This window comes from Corynebacterium urinipleomorphum, assembly GCF_900155535.1.
In the GTDB taxonomy this organism is placed as follows: Bacteria; Actinomycetota; Actinomycetes; order Mycobacteriales; family Mycobacteriaceae; genus Corynebacterium; species Corynebacterium urinipleomorphum.
Genome location: NZ_LT706965.1, coordinates 16,616 through 35,664, shown reverse-complemented (window position 1 = coordinate 35,664; position 19,049 = coordinate 16,616). Strand labels below are relative to the sequence as shown.

The window sequence follows — 19,049 nt, the reverse complement described above, 5'->3', positions numbered from 1 at the left end:
ATTGCGGGCAACGATAGCCTCGCACACGCCACGAGAAAAGCGGCCGCACAGCGAAAATCTTGCTGTGCGGCCGCTTGAACACGTACGCGGAATTACTTCGACGCGCGGGTGAGGACGAGGATGTCCTTCGCGTCGCCGCCGTCGGGAGTCAGAGTGAGGGATTCCTCAGTCTGTTCCATGTCGTACTTCAGGTCGCGGCCGGTATCAACATCTGCCAGCTTGATGCTGTTGCCGCTCTCCTCACAGCGGGCGGTCTTCGTCTCGCCGGTTGCCGGGTCGGTGACGGACCAGGTGCAGTCGCCACCGTCGATCTCCAGCTTCACGTTGCCGGCAGCCGCACCGGTGCTCGCGTCCTGGCCGGTGCCCTCCCATGTGCCGTCCAGGGAGTTGCCGCACGCAGTAAGCAGGCCCGCGGACATGACCGCGGCACCAGCGAGAACAAGTTGCTTCTTCATAATTACGCTCCTTTTACACAAGCTTTTCGACGTTGCCTTTCGCCCTCTCGACCCTACCCGTTCACCAGCTCGGCGATTCGGGGAGCCAGCTCCCGGAGCGCTTTCCCGCGGTGGGACCGGGCATTCTTCTCTTCCGGCGTGAGTTGGGCTGCGGACTTCCCCGGTGCGTCCGCGGGCGCGAAAATCGGGTCGTACCCGAAGCCGCCTTCCCCGTGAGGCTCACGGAGCAGGGAGCCTTCCCAACGGCCTTCCGCCGTGAATTCTTGGCCGTCCGGAGTGACCAAAGCACAACAGGAGACGAAAGCGGCACCGCGGTGAGCGTCGTCGATATCGCTGGCTTGGGCGAGAAGAAGCTCGTTGTTAGCACTATCGTCGCCGTGGCGGCCGCACCAGCGCGCAGAGAGAATCCCGGGCATGCCGTTCAGTGCATCGACAGCAAGCCCCGAGTCGTCCGCCACACAGGCCAAACCGGACTGCTGTGCGCCTTCGCGCGCTTTGATCAGCGCGTTCTCGGCGAATGTCAGACCGTTTTCCACAGGCTCGGGGTAGGCGGGAATGTCTTTGAGGGAGACGAGTTCGACGCCTTCGACCCCCAGTTCTCGCAGCACCGTCTCCAGCTCCACGAGCTTCTTCGCGTTGCCGGAAGCGACGAGGACTTTCACCGGTGTCACCATCCCAGCGCCGCTTTCTGGGCCGCGATGAGTTCGGCGCAGCCCTTCTCCGCCGAGTCGAGCATAGCGTTCAGCTGGTCGCGCCCGAAGAGGCCGTGCTCGCCGGTGCCCTGCACCTCGACGAAGTTTCCGGACTCCGTCATGACGACGTTCAGGTCCACTTCGGCGCGGGAATCTTCCTCGTAGGGCAGGTCGAGGCAGACGCGGCCGTCGACAATGCCGACGGAGACCGCCGCGACCGGCGGAAGCAGCGGCTCCCCTGGCACGAGCTCGCGCTCCTTCAGGTGGGCGATGGCATCCGCGAGCGCGACATACGCACCGGTGATGGAGGCTGTGCGGGTGCCGCCGTCCGCCTGCAGCACGTCGCAGTCGAGCTGAATCGTGTTCTCGCCCAACTGCGAGAGATCCACAGCGGCTCGGAGAGAGCGGCCCACCAGACGGGAGATCTCGTGCGTGCGGCCTTTCACCTTCCCCTTCATCGACTCGCGAGGCATGCGCTCGTGTGTTGCCGACGGGAGCATCGCGTACTCCGCGGTGAGCCACCCCTCGCCGGAATCCTTCTTGAAGCGCGGGACACCTTCCTCGGCGCTGGCAGTGCACATAACGCGCGTGTTGCCGAATTCCACGAGGACGCTGCCCGCCGGGTTCGAAGTGAATCCGCGGGTGATGCGGACGGGGCGCATCTCGTCGAGCGCGCGGCCGTCGGCGCGAACGAACGACTCGGCATCAGGAGCAGTATTTGTTTCTAGTGCGTCAGTCATGGGACCGAGCCTACAGACCAGCCAGGACCACCGGCGTGGCACCTAGCACTGTCCACCTACACTTCGTAAACGTCCTTAGCGTTGCCCACGAGGATCTCGCCGTCGAATTCCTCTGCCGCGGCGCGGCGGGTGGCTTCCTTGTCAGTCCACGGCTGAATATGGACGAGCACCAGTTTCTTCACACCCGCTTTGCGCGCAATACGGCCAGCTTCACGGCCCGACATGTGCATGCCGGGCGGAGTGCTCTCATCCGTCTCAGGCCCCCAGGCGGCCTCGCAGAGGAAGAGGTCGGCGTTCCGTGCTGCGTCAATAAGCGTGGGCGTGTACGCGGAATCGCCGGAGAAAGTGATGACCTTGCCCGAATCGCGGTGCTCGATGCGCAGCGCGTGCGATTCGGCTGCGGGGTGAACGACGGGGAACGGCGTCACCGTCACCGAATCGATCGACAGCGACTGTCCGCTCCACGCGCGGACATCGAATGTGTCCGAAATATCGTCGATATCGTCCGGGCCGTTCGCCCCCAAGCGGCCCAGGTGCTCTGGAGCGAAGCTAGGGCCAGCGAGAATATGGCGGCGCGACGCCGGGGCCGTCGGGTGGAAGCGGCGCCACACAATCAACGAGGCCGTGTCGGAACAGTGATCGGCGTGCAAGTGGCTGAACACCAGGTGCGCATCAGACGGATCGGCGACCTCCTGCAACGCGGCAAGCGCCCCAGGCCCGAAATCCATCAGAATGCCAGGCTGTCCCTCGTCCGGATTGACCAGATACGACGAGCCGGGATTGCCCGGGGCCGACAACGACCCCGTGCAGCCGAGAACTGTCAATTTCATGGCATTACTGTGCCACGAACAGGACAGAATTTCTAAACGAAAGTGAGGATTTTTGTCGTCGGCTGAACCGCGTACCGCGGCCCACTTACCTTGCGTCGTGTGCGACGGCTGACACCTGCGGCCCGAGGAAGCGCTCAGCGAGACGGTTGAAAGTCTCTGGGTCACCCGTTGACTCGAATGTCCGCGTCGGCGCCTGGTCCGGGTCACTGAACATGTCCTGTTCAGTGAGCACACGCAACACGTCCTTCGCCGTCTCCTCCGCGGAGGAGACAAGCGTGACATCGTCCCCGATCGCCAGCTGGATCACGCCAGACAACAGCGGGTAATGGGTACAACCGAGCACCAAAGTATCCACACCCGCCGACTGCAACGGCTCTAAATACCCCTGCGCCACCCCGAGAATCTGGCGGCCCGAGGTGACTCCCCGCTCCACGAACTCAACGAACGCCGGGCAAGCGGCTGCGGTCACCTCGATGCCGGAGGCGATGGAGAACAAGTCCTGGTACGCATGCGACCGGATCGTCGCCTGAGTTCCGATTACACCGACCTTGCCGTTCCTCGTCGTTGCGATAGCGCGACGCACCGCCGGTTGAATCACCTCGATCACCGGAACGCTGTAGCGCTCCCGTGCGTCATGGAGGAACGCAGCCGACGCAGTGTTGCACGCAATCACAATCATTTTGCAGCCGCGTTCCACAAGCTCATCCGCAATTGCCGTTGCGTGCTCTCGAACCTGGGCGATCGGCTTCGGTCCGTACGGGCCATTCGCGCCGTCCCCGATGTAGAGGATGGACTCCCCTCCCAGCTGGTCCATCACAGCGCGCGCCACGGTCAGCCCGCCGAAGCCCGAATCAAAGATGCCGATGGGCGCGTTGTTGTACGCGCTACTGTTTTCAACCTCAACCACTCCAACCACGGTGTGGGATTCTACCGCGGCTATGCAACACCCCTGTCTAGGCTGCGCCTGACGTGGAGACAGCTGAGCCCTGCGCCGCCGAACCCGAGGCCTCCGCCCCGGAAAGAGCCGAATTCATGCGCGCCAACACCGAAGCGACTGTCTCAAGCTCGCTCTCGTCCACATTGTCAAAGAAGATCCGGCGCAACTCAGTGAGGTAGCCGGACATTCCCGATGCCAGTGCCCGCTGTCCGGAAGGCGTGAGCGCCGCAAACGTCGACCGACCGTCGTTCGGGTCAGGAATGCGCGCGACAAACCCCTTCTTCTCCAACCGCGTTACCACCCGGGAAAGGTGGGACAACGACATCGCGGTCGCTTCGGACAAATCCGTCATCCGGCGCGAAGCAGTGGGGCTCTCGCCGATCTTCAGCATTACTTGGAATTCGAAATAGGACACGCCCGAATCCCGCTTCAACTGCGCATCCAAAACGCAGGGCAGCTGCATGTGGCATGCCCACATTCGGGCCCACGTATCGGCCTCGAAGTCGCTGAGGGAATCCGTGTTTTCCATGGAATTCATCTTAATCTCAGCTTCGGAAAATTCTTGCCGAACGCGGTTCCCAGCTCAACGGCCTGCGCCTGCTTCCTTTATACGGGAAGCCGACCCGAAACCCTGAGAAACGGTTGAGCAAATCCAAAAAGCGGCCTTCACTGAAAAGGGTTTATCCGCGTCGGCCGCCTTGCACGATGGCGCCCTGCGTCTTCTTCGCTTGCTTGCGTGCGCGCAACGCCGGCGGGTCATCGGAAGAGATCAGCACACCGGCGGCTACACCACCGATGGCTCCAAACAGGTGGGCCTGCCAACTGACACTTTCGTCCAAAGGCAGAACGCCCCACAGCAGTCCGGAGTACATCAGGCCGAGCAGCAGACCCAGCGCGATCTGTGACGCGGACCGGTTGAAAATGCCGCGGATGAGCAAGTACGCCAGCCACCCGTACACCAGCATGGACGCGCCGATGTGGTTCGTGCCGGGACCGCCCAACAGCCAAGTACCCAAGCCTCCGACAACCACCACGAAGGCTGTGACTTCCCAAAACACACGGTGCCCTGAATAACCGATCAAAAACGCGAAGATCGCGCCCGGCATGGTATTGGAGATGAGGTGCTCGAAATCCACATGGAGGATCGGCGAGGTGAAAATGAACGGCAGGGAAGCCGGTTCCAACGGGTGAATGCCGAAATTGACCAGAGCCCCGCCGAAAACTATGACGTTGACGAGGTGCACGGCCCAGATGACCACGATGTATCCGATGGCGTAGGTGAGGCCAAGCTTCGCCTGTGACCGGCGACGGATCGGTTGCGGTGCCGGCTGCATGCCCGGTTGCGGGATAGGTACGCCTGATCGGCCGGGCTGGGTAAAGGGGTCCGGCTGTTGATTCCAAGCGTTCTGCGCTGAAGGGTACGGGTTATAGCTCATGGTGCGGTTCAGCTTAATGCCCGGCTACAACGATGTCGCTCCATGCCGCGACGTCATAACCTGCCGTCGCATGAGCGACCGCCTCCACGATGGCGCGCTCGACACAATTGGCCGATGCGTCACACAAGGCGTAGTACAGTTCCGGATCCGCATCCGCTGGGCTGTAGGCGGAGTAGTCCGACACGCCAGCGGTGGAGACAGCGAAAAGTGTGTCGCCGTCGAGCGGCGAGTGCGAGGGTCGGACAGCCCGGGCAATACCGTCATGGCCTGTCATTGCCAACCGTTTCAACTGCGCCTGCGGCAGCGGGCAGTCGGTGGCAATCACCCCGATCGTCGTGTTCAGCTTAGGTTTCGGCCGTTCGAGCGCGGTGAACTGATCGAGGTCGACCGGTGGGCGGGAGGGATCCCCGAAGAACCGCCCAGTTTCCGGATCAATCACACTGCCCAACGGGTTAGCAACCACTAGTGCTGCAAGCGTGTACTCCTGATCATCCATGCCTGCGACAGTGATGTGTGCACTTCCCACTCCCCCGCGCAGTACCCCGGCTGTAGCACCGCAACCAGCTCCGACGCTGCCCGCCGTCTGCTGCGGGTGAAAGGAATCTACCGGTTCCCCCTCATCCTGAGTGGCAAGGGCTGCCCGCACTGCCGCAGCGCCGTCTGAAGCTGTCGGCCGGTGGCTCGGGTCCCCGATAATGAGGTCGAATATGACTGCCGCAGGCACGATTGGCACACGCGGGCCGGGGACATCCTCACCGAAGACTGCGAAGCCAAGCCCGCGGGATTCGAGCTCACGCATAGCGCCGTCAGCTGCCGCCAGACCGAAAGCGGAGCCTCCGGATAGCACCACGGCATTGACGCGTTGGACCGTGTTGTGCGGATCGAGCAAATCCGTCTCCCGCGTTCCGGGACCCCCACCACGCACGTCCACAGCCCCCGTCATGCCTGCCGGATCCGTGGACACCAGCGCAGTCACTCCGGTGTCGCCCAGCGAGACGTGGCCGACGTAAAGACCGGGGATAGTGAATCCGGCTTCCACCCTGTTCTCCGAGGTGGCCGCCACTATTCCCCCATCAACGCCTGCAACAGAGAATCCTGACAGAACGCGAGCCACTCCACGAGATTGTCGCGGTCCTGCTCAGCCGATTCACTTTGGACGTCGGACGATGCCACATACAGGCGCATGTCGTTGAGCGCAGCGATGACTCGGTGCGCGTCCTCTTCCTCGATGGTGACGGCCACGCCACCAGTGGGGCCCAGCGCTTCATTGATCACCTGCAGGTTGCTCAACTTCGCCTTGATGATGTCGTTTTCGTGCAAGCTGCGTAGAAGAGAATTGTCGCCGTCGAACTCCTCATCGCCTTCACGCTCGAAATCGGGCAGCAAACGGGCAAGGGACGGATCCTGCGGAGCCTCCGTGTGACCCGACGGCATGTCCATCATGGCGGCTAACTCATCCTTCGGGGCGGACTGCGCCCTGTGAATCAACGCCTCTGAAACAGTGGCCGTGAGATCACCGATGACCTCGCGCTCCATCGGGTCGAACACGGCGCTGTACCGCGTGGCCCGCATGAGTCCCTTCTTCCGCCGCCACGGCTGCATCTCTGTGCCTCTCCCCTCGAATTAGCTGCTTGTTCTCGAACGTCCTTGTTCAGGCTCGTTGTTCAGGCTCGTTCTGCCCGCCGGGGTCACCCCGCCTGCTGCATCGTGGCCCACAGACCCGCAGTATGCAGCTTCTTCACATCACCTTCGACTTTGTCTTTCTCGCCGGAGGAGACGACTGCCTTCCCTTCCGTGTGCACCTGCATCATGAGCTCCTGGGCGCGCTTGCGTCCATACCCCAGCACTGTCTGGAAGACGTAGGTGACGTAGCTCTGCAGGTTCACTGGGTCATCCCACACGATGCACATCCATGGGAGGTTCTCTGCGACATCGACGTCGACATCAATTTCCTCGTCGAGCTCAGGCGTGGCCATGGGCGAGCCCATGCGAATCTCGCGTGTGACACCAGTCATAAACCCAACTTTACTAGACTCGCCCCGGCTCGGCGGACGGCCGTACATGTGTCAGCCCGCACCGACTAGGATTACCCTCATGACTACGCCTGAGGCGGACATCCAGTCCAGCGATTACCAATCCTCCACCGCGTTCCTGACCGACATGTACGAGCTGACCATGCTTGACGCGTCCATGCAGGACGGCACGTACGCGCGGGAATGCGTGTTCGAGGTCTTCGCGCGCAAGCTGCAACACGAGCGCCGCTACGGTGTTGTCGCGGGCACCGGCCGCCTCATCGAAGCTGTTCGCAAGTTCCGCTTCACAGAAGAACAGATCGCCACGGCGGACTTTTTGAGCGACAAGACCAAGGACTTCCTGCGCAATTACCGCTTCAGCGGGCAGATCGACGGCTACCGGGAAGGCGAGTTGTACTTCCCGTACTCCCCGATCCTGACGGTCCGCGGCACGTTCGCCGAGTGCTGCATCCTGGAGACGGTGATCCTATCCATCCTCAACTCCGATTCGGCTGTGGCGACAGCCGCCTCGCGTATGGTCACCGCTGCGGACGGCCGACCGATCATGGAGATGGGATCGCGCCGCACGAACGAACAGGCCGCAGTGACATCCGCCCGGGCGGCTTACATTGCGGGCTTCAATTCCACCTCCAACATGGAGGCGAGCCTGCGTTACGGTATCCCGGCGGCCGGCACCGCGGCCCACGCTTGGACGCTGCTGCACACGAACCCAGACGGCACCCCTAATGAGAAGGCTGCCTTCAAGGCGCAGATTGATTCGCTCGGGGTGCACACGACATTGCTCGTCGATACGTACGACATCACCCAAGGCGTCGCCAACGCAATCGAGGTGGCCGGCCCCGAGCTCGGCGGGGTCCGCCTCGACTCAGGCGACTTGGGCATCATGTCGCGCCGTGTCCGCGCGCAACTGGACAGCCTCGGCGCGTACAACACCAAGATCATCGTCTCCAGCGACCTCGACGAATTCGCCATCGCAGGTCTACGTGGCGACCCGGTGGATGGCTACGGCGTCGGTACGTCTGTGGTCACTGGTTCAGGCGCACCCACTGCGGGCATGGTGTACAAACTCGTCGAGGTCGACGGGGTGCCTGTGGCGAAGCGCTCGTCCGGCAAGCAGATGAAGGGCGGCGCGAAAGGCGCGGTGCGCACCTACCGCGGCACGGGAGTTGCGGTCGACGAGATTGTCTACCCGCAGTCCAATCCGCCGGAGAACCCGACATCGCTGGATTACCGGCAACTGGTCGTGCCGCTCATGCGCGACGGCGAGATCGTCGACGGCCTCGATGATCTGGAAGCGTCCCGCGAGCACCTGGCCAAGCAGCGCGAGACCTTGCCGTGGGAGGGCCTGTCCCTGTCCCGTGATGAACCGGCCGTACGCACCCGTCTCGTCGGTTTCCCTGAAGAGTGACGGGCGCAGAGAAGGAGCAGGATCGCCCGCTGTCGCTGTCCACGGAAGAGCTACTCAGCGCAGCCGTCACATCGCTCGGCGGCTCTCAGCGGCCCGGACAAGTGGCAATGGCGGAGGCTGTGTCCGACGCCCTCGACTCGGAGCGCCACCTCGCCGTCCAAGCGGGCACAGGCACCGGTAAATCGCTCGCCTACCTCGTCCCGGCAATCCGTCACGCCCAAGCGACAGACACCACGGTGATTGTGTCCACTGCGACACTTGCCCTGCAGCGCCAGTTGGTCGACCGCGATCTGCCCCGCCTCGTCGAAGCGCTCGAGCCGTTGCTTCCGCGCACTCCGACGTTCGCGATACAAAAGGGCCGCTCAAATTACCTGTGCCTGAACAAGCTCACCGTCGAGCAAGATGCACCGGACGCACTCATGGACACCGAAGACGTGTCATGGCTCGGTCGCCACATCAAACGGGTCCACGAGTGGGCGGACGAAACCGACACTGGCGACCGGGATGAGCTCGAGCCCGGTGTGCCCGACGCCGCATGGCGCCAGGTCTCCGTCACCGCGAACGAATGTCTGGGCGCGACGCGGTGCCCGCACGGCGAAGAGTGCTTCGCGGAAGCCGCGCGGCATCGCACGCACGATGTCGACATCGTGGTCACCAACCACGCACTGCTGGCCATCGACGCGATGTCCGACGCGAACATTCTTCCCGACCACGACGTTGTGATCATCGACGAGGCGCACGAACTCGACGGCCGCGTCACCTCCGTAGCCACGAACGAGCTTTCCGCCCGCGCCCTCACGCTCGCCGCGCGCCGCGCCGGGAAGCTCAAGGCCACAACTGAGCAACAGAAGCTCGAGGAGCTTATCGACGACTTCTCTGCCGTCCTCGACCTCGAATCCCCCGGCCGCTGGGAAACGATCTCCGATCCTGCCCGGGCATCGTTCGCGGCGGTACGCGATGCCCTGTGGCGCACCCGCGAGGCCATTGCGCGATCTCCCGAGGGCGAGTCGACGAATGACCCGGAGACGTTCGCCGAACGGGAGAACCTGAAGAACCACCTGACGGAACTACACGATTCTCTTGTGCGCATCCTCGATGTCTTCGACGAAGAGGACCCGGCGAAGCACTTTGACGTGGTCTGGCTGACCCGCTCCGAGCGTTACGGGGATTCCGTAGCTGTCGCCCCGCTGTCGGTGTCGGCACTTCTGCGCGAGCGGCTGTTCAGCGAACAGACCGTGGTGCTGGCATCAGCGACGCTGGCAGTCGGCGGAAACTTCCGCGCCATGGCGGCCAACTGGGGTCTGCCGGACGGGTCGTGGGACAGCCTCGACGCCGGCACGCCGTTCGATCCCCGCACGAGCGGCATCCTCTACATTGCCAAACACCTGCCGCCGCCCGGCCGCGACGGTCTGCAACCAGCCACCATCGACGAGATGGCCGAGCTCATCACAGCTTCCGGAGGGCGCACACTGGGGCTGTTCTCGTCGAAACGCGCGGCTGTCGAAGCTGCTGAAGCTCTCCGCGCACGTCTGCCATTCGACATTCTCGTGCAGGGCGATGACTCCATCGGTGCGCTTGTCAAAGAGTTCACCAACAACGAGAATTCCTGCCTTTTCGGCACTCTTACCCTGTGGCAGGGCGTCGATGTCCCGGGCACCTCGTTGTCCCAAGTGATCATCGACCGCATCCCGTTTCCCCGTCCGGACGACCCGTTGTTGCAGGCGCGCAGCAACGCGGCCGACGCTGCCGGCCGCTCCGGGTTCATGGAAGTCTCCGCCACTCACGCCGCGCTCCTGCTCGCGCAAGGGACGGGGCGCCTCCTGCGCAGCACCTCAGACCGCGGTGTGGTCTCAGTGCTGGACAGCCGCCTCGTCACAAAGCGGTACGGTCAATTTCTCCGCGCGTCCCTCCCCGATTTCTGGGAGACAACCGACCCAGACGTGGTCCGCGGCGCGCTGCGCCGCCTCACAGCGCCAAGCTAGACCGCGATGAAACAGGACTAGGCATAGCTGCCGGGGAGGGCCACGACGGTGGTCGACCCAGGAGCGACCTCAGTGAAGCCGCTGTCTTGTACCGCTACCGCCCCGGGTTCGGCCGCTAATTCAGCAAAGAGCTTCCGCGGCACTTCCCTCACCTGCAGCGGGAAGCCGACGGCAGCCCACGCTGCGACTGCATCAGAGCTCATCGCCGCGGCGAGCAGCATGGAGCCATGCCCCGCCTGTGCCGCAGCTTTACCAGCGGTCATGTCCAGCGAGGTATCGATGGCGATTAGCGGAATCCCAGGGTCGCCGGGCGCATCGTCTTCGAGAGGCACGTCTGTGCCGCGGATTTGCAGCTTCGAGATTGCGTGCGGGACCTCCCCTACCGCAGACGGAATGAAAGCGCGCGCCATCGCGGTGCCGGCGGTTGCCGTGCACCCAGGCAAAGCCTGCACACCGTCCCAACCGGCACCGCGAGCGCGGCGGGCGATTTTGCGGATCCTGTGCCCGTACCACTGCTCCAACGCATCGTGCCACGAGCCTGATTCTGCAGCACGCGGGTCAAGGCACACCTGCACGACAGCCCGAGCTGCCGCAGCCAACAGATCCGTGCGCACGGGCGGATCGATCTTGGGCACATGCAGTGCGATCTGCATTGCTTGAACGGTCTGTGGGTCGTCCGGGTCCTCCTCACCGCGGCCTGGCGCGGAGAGACTATTGACGAGGAACGAGTGGGCGCAGATAAGTTCGCTCCCCATCAATCCAGAGCGACCTTTCCGTCAATCCCCTGCTCCTCGTTGAGCACGTCGATCTCGTGGCGCGGCACACCCATGATGTACAGAACCGCGTCGAGGAATGGGTGGTTCAGCGCGGTATCCGCCACCTCCCTCAACGCCGGCTTCGCGTTGAACGCGATACCTAGGCCCGCCTTGGTGATCATGTCGATGTCGTTCGCGCCGTCGCCCACTGCGACAGTCTGCGACATGCGAAGCCCTGAGTCTGCAGCGAACTCGGCGAGGAAATCGGCCTTTGCCCGCCTATCGACGACCTGTCCAATCACCTCGCCCGTCAACTTCCCGTCGACGATCTCCAGAGTATTGGCGCGCACGTAGTCCAACTCAAGGTCTTCTGCCATCGGTTCAAGCACCTGTATGAAGCCACCGGAGACCACTGCGGTCCGGTAGCCCATCTGCTTCAAAGTGCGGATGGTGGTCCGGGCACCTGGGGTGAGCTCGATGTCACGCGCTACCTCATCAATGACAGAGGCATCCAGGCCTGCCAGCGCTTTCACGCGCTCGCGCAAGGACTCCTCGAAATCCAGCTCCCCGCGCATCGCGCGTTCAGTGACTGCAGCAACCTCTTCCTCTCGTCCGGCATGGGCCGCGAGCATCTCGATGACCTCACCGGTGATGAGAGTGGAGTCGCAGTCGAAGCAGACCAGACGCTTTGAACGGCGGGCAAGACCAGCACGCTCGATGGCGATATCCACGCCAAGCCCCGACGACAGCTCCGCTAGTGCTTTACGGACTGTGTGGCTGACTTCGTCCCCCTGGCCGGGGATGGTGATGGACAACTCCAGCCCAGTCACCGGATAGTCGGAGATGCCCCTGATGCGGTCGATGTTCGCGCCGAAGTCCGCGAGCGTGCGGCCGATTTCAGAGACCGACTCCGCCGTCACCGGGTCCCCCAGCACTACTACCGCGTGAGTGGAGCGCTTGCGCTGCGGAGCAAGCGATTCCTCATCTGTCTCAATCAGCACCGTGTGGTCTGTCAACTGCGGTGCCGCCTCAAGATCGCGGCGTAGAGCTTCAACTGCGACTGGGTTGACACCCGCAAAAGCGGCGAGGGCGAGCCGTCCGCGGAAATTCGCCTGCTCGACATCCAGAAGTTGCACGCCGTGCTGCGACAAAACCGCGAAGAATGCGGCCGTCACTCCCGGGCGGTCCGCCCCCGTCAGCGTGATCACGGCGTAGTTGAGACCAGGTTGCAGGCGCACGGCGTAAGTCATGGGTACGAAACTACCGCACTACAGCAAGAAGCCCCACTCCACGATTCACGTGGAATGGGGCTGTCAATCAGGAGCGGCCTCTAAAGGCCGCCGAAGCCGGTGGCTAGTCGGTAACCTTGGTAGAGCCGGATGCCGGGCCGCGACCTTCTGCCGGGCGAACGGTGGTCACCGTCTCCGGGCGTGCAGTCTCAGTGCGGGTGGCACGACCCTGGGTCTCACCCGGGGTGGTCGCCTCGGAGCGGGCATCGTGGTGGCCGGTGTGAGCCTCACGGCGCATGGTCTCAACCATGTGCGGGTAGTGCAGCTCGAAGGCCGGACGCTCGGAACGGATGCGCGGCAGGGACTCGAAGTTGTGTCCCGGAGGCGGGCAGGAGGTAGCCCACTCGAGGGAGTTGCCGTAACCCCACGGGTCGTCCACGGTGACGACCTCGCCGTAGCGCCAGGACTTGTACACGTTCCAGATGAACGGCAGGAATGCGATACCCAGGATCAGCGCACCAATGGTGGAGATCTGGTTGAGCAGCGTGAAGCCGTCGGAGTCGAGGTAGTCGGCGTAGCGGCGCGGCATACCCATGTTGCCCAGCCAGTGCTGGACCATGAAGGTCAGGTTGAAGCCGATGAAGGTCAGCCAGAAGTGCCACTTGCCCAGAGTCTCGTCGAGCATGCGGCCCGTCATCTTCGGGAACCAGAAGTACACGCCGGCGCAGGATGCGAACACCACGGTACCGAACAGGGTGTAGTGGAAGTGCGCGACGACGAAGTAGGAGTCGTGCAGCTGGAAGTCCAGCGGCGGGGAAGCCAGCATGATGCCGGTGAGACCACCGAAGAGGAAGGTGAACAGGAAGCCCATCGCCCAGATCATCGGAGTCTCGAACGTCAAGTGGCCGTTCCACATCGTGCCCACCCAGTTGAAGAACTTCACACCGGTCGGGACGGCGATGAGGAAGGTCATGAACGAGAAGAACGGAAGCAGAACCGCACCGGTGATGTACATGTGGTGCGCCCACACAGCCATGGACAGGCCGCCGATGGCGAGGGTTGCGAAGACCAGGCCGATGTAGCCGAAGATCGGCTTACGGGAGAAGACCGGGACGACCTCGGAGATGATGCCGAAGAACGGCAGCGCGAGAACGTAGACCTCCGGGTGGCCGAAGAACCAGAACAGGTGCTGCCACAGGATGGCACCGCCGTTAGCCGGGTCGAAGATGTGTCCGCCGAGCTTGCGGTCGTAGAGCACACCGAGAGCAGCCGCAGTAAGCAGCGGGAAGATCATCAGAGCCAGAATCGACGCGACGAACACCGTCCACGTGAACACCGGCAGACGGAACATGGTCATACCCGGCGCGCGCAGCGTCAGGACGGTGGAGACCATGTTGATCGCAGAGGCAAGGGTACCGATACCGGTGGCACCCACACCCAGGATCCACAGGTCAGCGCCCACACCCGGGGTGTGGATGGCATCTGCCAGCGGCAGGTACATGGTCCAGCCGAAGTCAGCGGCGCCGCCCGGGGTGAGGAATCCGGAAAGCATCGCCAAAATACCGGCCTGGGTGATCCAGAAACCAAAGGAGTTCAGACGCGGGAACGCGACATCCGGCGCACCGATCTGAAGGGGAAGCACAAAGTTAGCGAAGCCCCAGACGATCGGAGTACCGAACGCCAAAAGCATCACCGTGCCGTGCAGGGTGAACAGCTGGTTGAACTGTTCGTTGGACAGGAACTGCAGACCCGGGTGGAACAACTCCGCACGGATGAGCAGTGCCATGAGACCACCCACGAAGAACCACACGAAGGACATGATGATGTAGAAAATGCCCAGCTGTTTGTGGTCTGTGGTGGTCAGCAAATCATAAAGGCGGGTGCCTTTACGCGCCTTACCGGTCGGCTCCGGCCGGACCGGGGCGACAACGTCGGTACCGACCTCGTTGTCGAGCCGTGGTGCCACAGCAGTCATTCGATTCCTCCTGATTGAGACTCAGTCACACCACGTCCCGGGGTGATTTTCCCTGGGCACCCCCACGCGGGCACGCGGGTAGGCGCAACTAGTACCGCTTCATCTTAACGGCCGCCCCAGCCAAAATCCAGACATCACAGGCCACACCCATTATGAGCGCGGCACCTGCCTAATTGGCCTTTCCTGATTGACCCCGGATTGGGGATAGAACGGCCCCGCAACTCGGGCGGTGTGTGAGTTGCGGGGCCGTGGCGGCGGGGATGTGGGCTAGAAATCCCAGTCGTCGTCCTGAGTGTCCTCCGCCTTGCCGATCACGTAGGAGGAACCGGACCCGGAGAAGAAGTCGTGATTCTCGTCGGCGTTCGGCGACAGCGAAGCGAGGATCGCCGGCGAGACACGGGTCTCGTCCGCCGGGAACAGACCTTCATAGCCGAGGTTGTTCAGCGCCTTGTTGGCGTTGTAGCGCAGGAAGCGCTTGACGTCCTCGGTCCAGCCCAGCGGATCATAGATGTCCTCGGTGTACTGGGTCTCGTTGTCGTACAGGTCGTAGAGCAGGTCGAAGGTGTATTCCTTCAACTCGTCGCGGCGCTGCTGCGTCTCCTCCTGCACACCACGCTGGTACTTGTAGCCGATGTAGTAGCCGTGCACAGCCTCATCGCGGATGATCAGGCGAATGATGTCCGCGGTGTTGGTCAGCTTCGAGTGGCTGGACCAGTACATGGGCAGGTAGAAGCCGGAGTAGAAGAGGAAGGACTCCAGCAGCGTGGACGCGACCTTCCGCTTCAGCGGGTCATCCCCCTGGTAGTAGCTGAGGATGATCTTCGCCTTGCGCTGCATGGCCTCGTTCTCCTCGGACCAGCGGAACGCGTCGTTGATCTGCGGGGTGGACGCCAGCGTCATGAAGATGTTGGAGTAGCTCTTCGCGTGCACGGACTCCATGAAGGCGATGTTGGTCAGCACAGCCTCTTCGTGCAGCGTCTTCGCGTCAGGCAGCAACGAGACAGCGCCGACGGTGCCCTGGACAGTGTCCAGCAAGGTCAGGCCGGTGAACACGCGCATCGTCGCCGTCTGCTCGTATTCGTTGAGTGTGCGCCAGCTCGGGATGTCATTGGACACCGGGATCTTCTCCGGCAGCCAGAAGTTGCCGGTCAGGCGGTCCCAGACTTCCAAGTCCTTCTCGTCGGGAATGGAGTTCCAGTTGATCGCCTTCACGGGCTTGTCGTGGGATTCCAGGTACGAGTCGTAGTCGTGCGCGTCAGTCACGCAGATCATCCTATCTGTTGGCAGGGAAAAGGGTGTGGGCAGGAGGCGTCGATAAGCGTGCCCTACAGCATGCAGGACACGCAGCCCTCGATCTCGGTTCCTTCGAGCGCCATCTGGCGCAGGCGGATGTAGTACAGGGTCTTGATGCCCTTGCGCCACGCGTAGATCTGCGCGCGGTTGAGGTCGCGCGTGGTCACCGTGTCCTTGAAGAAGAGCGTGAGCGACAGGCCCTGGTCGACGTACTTCGTGGCCACCGCGTAGGTGTCGATGATCTTCTCGTAGCCGATCTCGTAGGCGTCCTTGAAGTAATCGATGTTCTCGTTATCCATGTGCGGCGCCGGGTAGTAGACGCGGCCGATCTTGCCTTCCTTGCGGATCTCGATCTTGGAGGCGATCGGGTGGATCGAAGACGTCGAGTTGTTGATGTAGGAAATCGAACCGGTCGGCGGCACTGCCTGCAGGTAGCGATTGTAAATGCCGTCGCGCGCGATATCTGCCTTCAGCTGCGCCCACTGCTCGGCCGTCGGCGGTTGCGCGGACGAGTGAGCGAACAGCTCTTTGACCTTATCTGTCTTCGGCTGGAAGTCCTGCGGGTCGTAGCGGTCGAAGAATTCGCCGGTGGCGTACTCGGAGCGCTCGAAGCCTTCGAACGCCTCGCCTTTCTCCACCGCGATCCGGTGGGAAGCCTTGAGGCATTCATAGAGCACCGCGGCGAAGTAAGCGTTGGTGAAGTCCAGGCCTTCTTCCGAGCCGTAGTCAATGTGCTCGCGGCCGAGGTAGCCGTGTAAGTTCATCTGGCCCAAGCCAATTGCGTGGGAGGCGTCGTTGCCCTCGCGCACGGACGGCACCGAATCAATGGACGTCTTGTCCGCCACAGCGGTCAGGCCGCGGATCGCCGTCTCGACTGTCTTGGAGAAGTCGTCCGAGTCCATCGACATCGCGATATTCAGCGAGCCCAGGTTGCAGGAAATGTCGTTGCCCAGCTCCTTGTACGTCAAGTCGTCATTGAGCACCGACGGGGTGTTGACCTGGAGGATCTCCGAACACAAATTCGACATGTTCACGCGGCCGATCTTCACCGGATTGGCCTTGTTCGCCGTGTCCTCGAACATGATGTACGGGTACCCGGACTCGAACTGAATCTCGGCAATGGTCTGGAAGAACTGGCGGGCGTTGATCTTGGACTTACGGATACGCGGGTCCTCGACCATTTCCTCGTACTTCTCGGTGACCGAAATATCGGCGAACGGAACGCCGTAAACGCGCTCCACGTCGTACGGGGAGAACAGGTACATGTCGTCGTTGCGCTTAGCCAGCTCGAACGTGATGTCCGGGATGACCACACCGAGCGAAAGGGTCTTGATGCGGATCTTCTCGTCCGCGTTCTCCCGCTTGGTGTCCAGGAAGGACAGGATGTCCGGGTGGTGCGCGTTGAGGTACACCGCGCCTGCACCCTGGCGGGCACCGAGCTGGTTGGCGTAAGAGAAGGAGTCCTCCAGCAGCTTCATCACGGGGATGACGCCGGACGACTGGTTCTCAATGTGCTTGATCGGCGCGCCTGACTCGCGGATGTTGGACAGCAGCAGCGCCACTCCCCCGCCGCGCTTGGACAGCTGCAGCGAGGAGTTGATGGCGCGTCCGATGGACTCCATGTTGTCCTCGATGCGCAGGAGGAAGCAGGATACGAGCTCGCCGCGCTGCGCCTTTCCCGCGTTGAGGAACGTCGGGGTGGCGGGCTGGAAACTGCCGGTCATAATCTCGTCGACCAGCGCGGTGGCCAGATCCTCGTTGCCGTCGGCGAGGAACAGCGCGGTCATGGACACGCGGTCCTCGAACCGCTCAAGGTAGCGGCGTCCGTCAAACGTCTTCAGCGTGTACGACGTGTAGTACTTGTACGCACCCAAGAATGACTTGAAGCGGAACTTGTAGGAGTACGCGCGCTTGAACGTGTCCTTAATAAAAGACCACTCGTACTTCTCAATCGTCTCCGGCTCGTAGTACTTATTCTTCACCAGGTAATCGATCTTCTCTTCCAAGTCGTGGAAGTAGACCGTGTTCTGGTTGACGTGCTGCAAGAAGTACTGGTTGGCCGCCTCGCGGTCTTTGTCGAACTGAATCTGGCCATTCTCGTCGTACAGATTCAGCAGTGCGTTCAGCGCGTGAAAGTCGAGCTGTTCGGACTGGTCGACCGGCTCTGCGACAGTCTTACCCAGGGTGTCAGACACGGTTCATCGGGCCTTTCTCAAGCAGTGTTTGTAATAAATCGGGGCTAAACAGTTTGGTACCGCTCACGGAGCCGAGCCAGCCGCTGCGCGTTCTCCGCCGTCTCCGCGCGACGAGCATCAAGCACCTCACGCTCGCGCGCGGACAGCGGTTTGAGGCCGAGCTTATCGACGTTCCCCACCAAGTTCTCGCGCACTTTCTCCACGTCCTCCTCCGAGCCCATCAACTCGAAGCGGTACAGGTACGGCGCGCCTGTCTTGGTGGCGATCACGTTGCCCGCCTTGCAGAAGTCGGGGCCGAAATTCGAGTTGCCCGCCGCGATCACTCCACGGAGCAGATCTCGGTTCTCCTTATCGTTCAGGAACCGGATGACCTGCACCGGAACTGGACGGGAATTCTCGTGGTTCAGGGATACCCCGCCACCGTACGTTGGGCAGACCAGCACGTACGGCTCATCCACCTTCAGCGGTTCATCACCGCGGCGGAGCGGAATCCGCTCACTGGGGAGACCGAGCTTTTTCACAAAACGGTGCGTGTTGCCCGTCGCGGAAGAGAAATACACGACCAACATGGCGGATTGCTAACCTCGAGACTGAACGTGAACGGCTACTGCGACTGCTGCTGCAAAACGTTAAGCCGCCAACAACGTGACGGCTTTAAGCTTCGTGCGGGGCGGTTACGCGGCGCCCTCGGCGAGGGTGCGGATGCGGTCCGGGCGGAAGCCGGACCAGTGCTCCCCGTCAACCTCCACAACCGGAGCCTGCAGGTAACCCAGCGCCATAACATAATCGCGGGCGGAATCATCCATGGAGATGTCCACCGTAGTGTACTGCAGACCTGCGCGGTCAAGCGCCTTCTTGGTCGCATTGCACTGGACGCAAGCCGGCTTGGTGTAAAGGGTGATCGACATTGTTCTCAAGGCTCTTTTCTTCTCAGAGGATGTTCGGGGGCTAGTGAGACTTACCTGGCGGCCCCAGGGGCGCCGCTAGCGCTCGAATCAACGTAAGAGTGGTGCGGCATCGAGCGATGCGCCGCGCCCGCACCCCGTGGGGGCGAACACCTTGAGACACTATACGTTGTGCCAGATTATG

At 62.4% G+C, this 19,049-nt stretch carries 19 protein-coding genes; 2 read left to right on the top strand and 17 right to left on the bottom strand.

Annotated features, from left to right (window positions below; genetic code table 11):
• Nucleotides 1–92: 92 nt before the first annotated feature.
• The 10 genes from CZ338_RS07310 to clpS form a co-directional block, all read right to left on the bottom strand.
• Nucleotides 93–455 carry a hypothetical protein gene (locus CZ338_RS07310; protein WP_087117613.1) on the bottom strand — a complete coding sequence of 121 codons (363 nt, stop codon included), beginning with the start codon at nt 453–455 and terminating at the stop codon, nt 93–95.
• A 53-nt stretch (nt 456–508) separates the two neighbouring features.
• A complete protein-coding gene (gene rdgB, locus CZ338_RS07305) occupies nt 509–1,129 on the bottom strand; it encodes an RdgB/HAM1 family non-canonical purine NTP pyrophosphatase (RefSeq protein ID WP_087117612.1) in 621 nt (206 codons plus the stop codon).
• Nucleotides 1,123–1,887 (bottom strand): ribonuclease PH, encoded by a 765-nt coding sequence (rph, locus tag CZ338_RS07300; protein WP_087117611.1) that lies wholly within the window; start codon nt 1,885–1,887, stop codon nt 1,123–1,125. The genes rdgB and rph overlap by 7 nt, the downstream gene beginning before the upstream one ends.
• A gap of 56 nt (nt 1,888–1,943) precedes the next feature.
• Nucleotides 1,944–2,717 (bottom strand): MBL fold metallo-hydrolase, encoded by a 774-nt coding sequence (locus tag CZ338_RS07295; RefSeq protein WP_087117610.1) that lies wholly within the window; start codon nt 2,715–2,717, stop codon nt 1,944–1,946.
• An 85-nt stretch (nt 2,718–2,802) separates the two neighbouring features.
• Entirely contained in the window at nt 2,803–3,633 is an 831-nt protein-coding gene (gene murI, locus CZ338_RS07290) for a glutamate racemase (RefSeq protein WP_204211903.1), read from the bottom strand.
• Between the two features lie 37 nt (nt 3,634–3,670).
• On the bottom strand, nt 3,671–4,183 hold the full coding sequence (locus CZ338_RS07285) for a MarR family winged helix-turn-helix transcriptional regulator (RefSeq protein ID WP_235839498.1): 513 nt from the start codon (nt 4,181–4,183) through the stop codon (nt 3,671–3,673).
• Between the two features lie 151 nt (nt 4,184–4,334).
• On the bottom strand, nt 4,335–5,090 hold the full coding sequence (locus tag CZ338_RS07280; RefSeq protein ID WP_087117608.1) for a rhomboid family intramembrane serine protease: 756 nt from the start codon (nt 5,088–5,090) through the stop codon (nt 4,335–4,337).
• Nucleotides 5,091–5,103: 13 nt separating this feature from the next.
• Nucleotides 5,104–6,153: a P1 family peptidase gene (locus tag CZ338_RS07275; protein ID WP_235839497.1), complete on the bottom strand. Its 1,050-nt coding sequence runs from the start codon at nt 6,151–6,153 to the stop codon at nt 5,104–5,106.
• Entirely contained in the window at nt 6,153–6,692 is a 540-nt protein-coding gene (locus CZ338_RS07270) for a DUF2017 domain-containing protein (protein WP_087117607.1), read from the bottom strand. Before CZ338_RS07270 ends, CZ338_RS07275 begins: the two co-directional genes overlap by 1 nt.
• Before the next feature lie 86 nt (nt 6,693–6,778).
• On the bottom strand, nt 6,779–7,105 hold the full coding sequence (clpS, locus tag CZ338_RS07265) for an ATP-dependent Clp protease adapter ClpS (protein ID WP_235839496.1): 327 nt from the start codon (nt 7,103–7,105) through the stop codon (nt 6,779–6,781).
• Between the two features lie 79 nt (nt 7,106–7,184).
• Between clpS and CZ338_RS07260 the strand changes: the two genes are divergently transcribed.
• The gene (locus CZ338_RS07260; RefSeq protein WP_087117606.1) at nt 7,185–8,531 is read left to right on the top strand and encodes a nicotinate phosphoribosyltransferase; all 1,347 of its coding nucleotides are present in this window, start codon (nt 7,185–7,187) and stop codon (nt 8,529–8,531) included.
• A complete protein-coding gene (locus tag CZ338_RS07255) occupies nt 8,528–10,513 on the top strand; it encodes an ATP-dependent DNA helicase (protein WP_087117605.1) in 1,986 nt (661 codons plus the stop codon). The genes CZ338_RS07260 and CZ338_RS07255 overlap by 4 nt, the downstream gene beginning before the upstream one ends.
• Before the next feature lie 17 nt (nt 10,514–10,530).
• On the opposite strand, the gene CZ338_RS07250 is transcribed toward CZ338_RS07255, so the two are convergent.
• The 7 genes from CZ338_RS07250 to nrdH all read right to left on the bottom strand — a co-directional run bounded on the left by CZ338_RS07250 (nt 10,531) and on the right by nrdH (nt 18,868).
• Nucleotides 10,531–11,268, bottom strand: a complete 738-nt coding sequence (locus tag CZ338_RS07250) for a peptidyl-tRNA hydrolase (protein ID WP_087117604.1) — start codon at nt 11,266–11,268, stop codon at nt 10,531–10,533.
• Nucleotides 11,268–12,518: a phosphoserine phosphatase SerB gene (gene serB / locus CZ338_RS07245; protein ID WP_087117603.1), complete on the bottom strand. Its 1,251-nt coding sequence runs from the start codon at nt 12,516–12,518 to the stop codon at nt 11,268–11,270. The genes CZ338_RS07250 and serB overlap by 1 nt, the downstream gene beginning before the upstream one ends.
• A 103-nt stretch (nt 12,519–12,621) precedes the next feature.
• On the bottom strand, nt 12,622–14,472 hold the full coding sequence (gene ctaD, locus CZ338_RS07240) for an aa3-type cytochrome oxidase subunit I (RefSeq protein ID WP_087117602.1): 1,851 nt from the start codon (nt 14,470–14,472) through the stop codon (nt 12,622–12,624).
• Between the two features lie 267 nt (nt 14,473–14,739).
• Entirely contained in the window at nt 14,740–15,744 is a 1,005-nt protein-coding gene (gene nrdF / locus CZ338_RS07235) for a class 1b ribonucleoside-diphosphate reductase subunit beta (RefSeq protein ID WP_087117601.1), read from the bottom strand.
• A 53-nt stretch (nt 15,745–15,797) separates the two neighbouring features.
• Complete coding sequence (gene nrdE / locus CZ338_RS07230) at nt 15,798–17,960, bottom strand: class 1b ribonucleoside-diphosphate reductase subunit alpha (RefSeq protein WP_087117600.1); 2,163 nt, start codon at nt 17,958–17,960, stop codon at nt 15,798–15,800.
• A gap of 44 nt (nt 17,961–18,004) precedes the next feature.
• On the bottom strand, nt 18,005–18,529 hold the full coding sequence (gene nrdI / locus CZ338_RS07225) for a class Ib ribonucleoside-diphosphate reductase assembly flavoprotein NrdI (protein ID WP_087117599.1): 525 nt from the start codon (nt 18,527–18,529) through the stop codon (nt 18,005–18,007).
• A 105-nt stretch (nt 18,530–18,634) separates the two neighbouring features.
• Entirely contained in the window at nt 18,635–18,868 is a 234-nt protein-coding gene (gene nrdH, locus CZ338_RS07220; RefSeq protein ID WP_087117598.1) for a glutaredoxin-like protein NrdH, read from the bottom strand.
• Between the last annotated feature and the right edge of the window lie 181 nt (nt 18,869–19,049).

Excerpts from the sequence above, each read along its gene's own strand:
- CZ338_RS07310 (WP_087117613.1), bottom strand. The coding sequence starts at position 455 with ATGAAGAAGCAACTTGTTCTCGCTGGTGCCGCGGTCATGTCCGCGGGC.
- rdgB (WP_087117612.1), bottom strand. The coding sequence starts at position 1,129 with ATGGTGACACCGGTGAAAGTCCTCGTCGCTTCCGGCAACGCGAAGAAG.
- rph (WP_087117611.1), bottom strand. The coding sequence starts at position 1,887 with ATGACTGACGCACTAGAAACAAATACTGCTCCTGATGCCGAGTCGTTC.
- CZ338_RS07295 (WP_087117610.1), bottom strand. The coding sequence starts at position 2,717 with ATGAAATTGACAGTTCTCGGCTGCACGGGGTCGTTGTCGGCCCCGGGC.
- CZ338_RS07285 (WP_235839498.1), bottom strand. The coding sequence starts at position 4,183 with ATGGAAAACACGGATTCCCTCAGCGACTTCGAGGCCGATACGTGGGCC.
- CZ338_RS07280 (WP_087117608.1), bottom strand. The coding sequence starts at position 5,090 with ATGAGCTATAACCCGTACCCTTCAGCGCAGAACGCTTGGAATCAACAG.
- CZ338_RS07270 (WP_087117607.1), bottom strand. The coding sequence starts at position 6,692 with ATGCAGCCGTGGCGGCGGAAGAAGGGACTCATGCGGGCCACGCGGTAC.
- clpS (WP_235839496.1), bottom strand. The coding sequence starts at position 7,105 with ATGACTGGTGTCACACGCGAGATTCGCATGGGCTCGCCCATGGCCACG.
- CZ338_RS07260 (WP_087117606.1), top strand. The coding sequence starts at position 7,185 with ATGACTACGCCTGAGGCGGACATCCAGTCCAGCGATTACCAATCCTCC.
- CZ338_RS07250 (WP_087117604.1), bottom strand. The coding sequence starts at position 11,268 with ATGGGGAGCGAACTTATCTGCGCCCACTCGTTCCTCGTCAATAGTCTC.
- serB (WP_087117603.1), bottom strand. The coding sequence starts at position 12,518 with ATGACTTACGCCGTGCGCCTGCAACCTGGTCTCAACTACGCCGTGATC.
- ctaD (WP_087117602.1), bottom strand. The coding sequence starts at position 14,472 with ATGACTGCTGTGGCACCACGGCTCGACAACGAGGTCGGTACCGACGTT.
- nrdF (WP_087117601.1), bottom strand. The coding sequence starts at position 15,744 with ATGATCTGCGTGACTGACGCGCACGACTACGACTCGTACCTGGAATCC.
- nrdI (WP_087117599.1), bottom strand. The coding sequence starts at position 18,529 with ATGTTGGTCGTGTATTTCTCTTCCGCGACGGGCAACACGCACCGTTTT.
- nrdH (WP_087117598.1), bottom strand. The coding sequence starts at position 18,868 with ATGTCGATCACCCTTTACACCAAGCCGGCTTGCGTCCAGTGCAATGCG.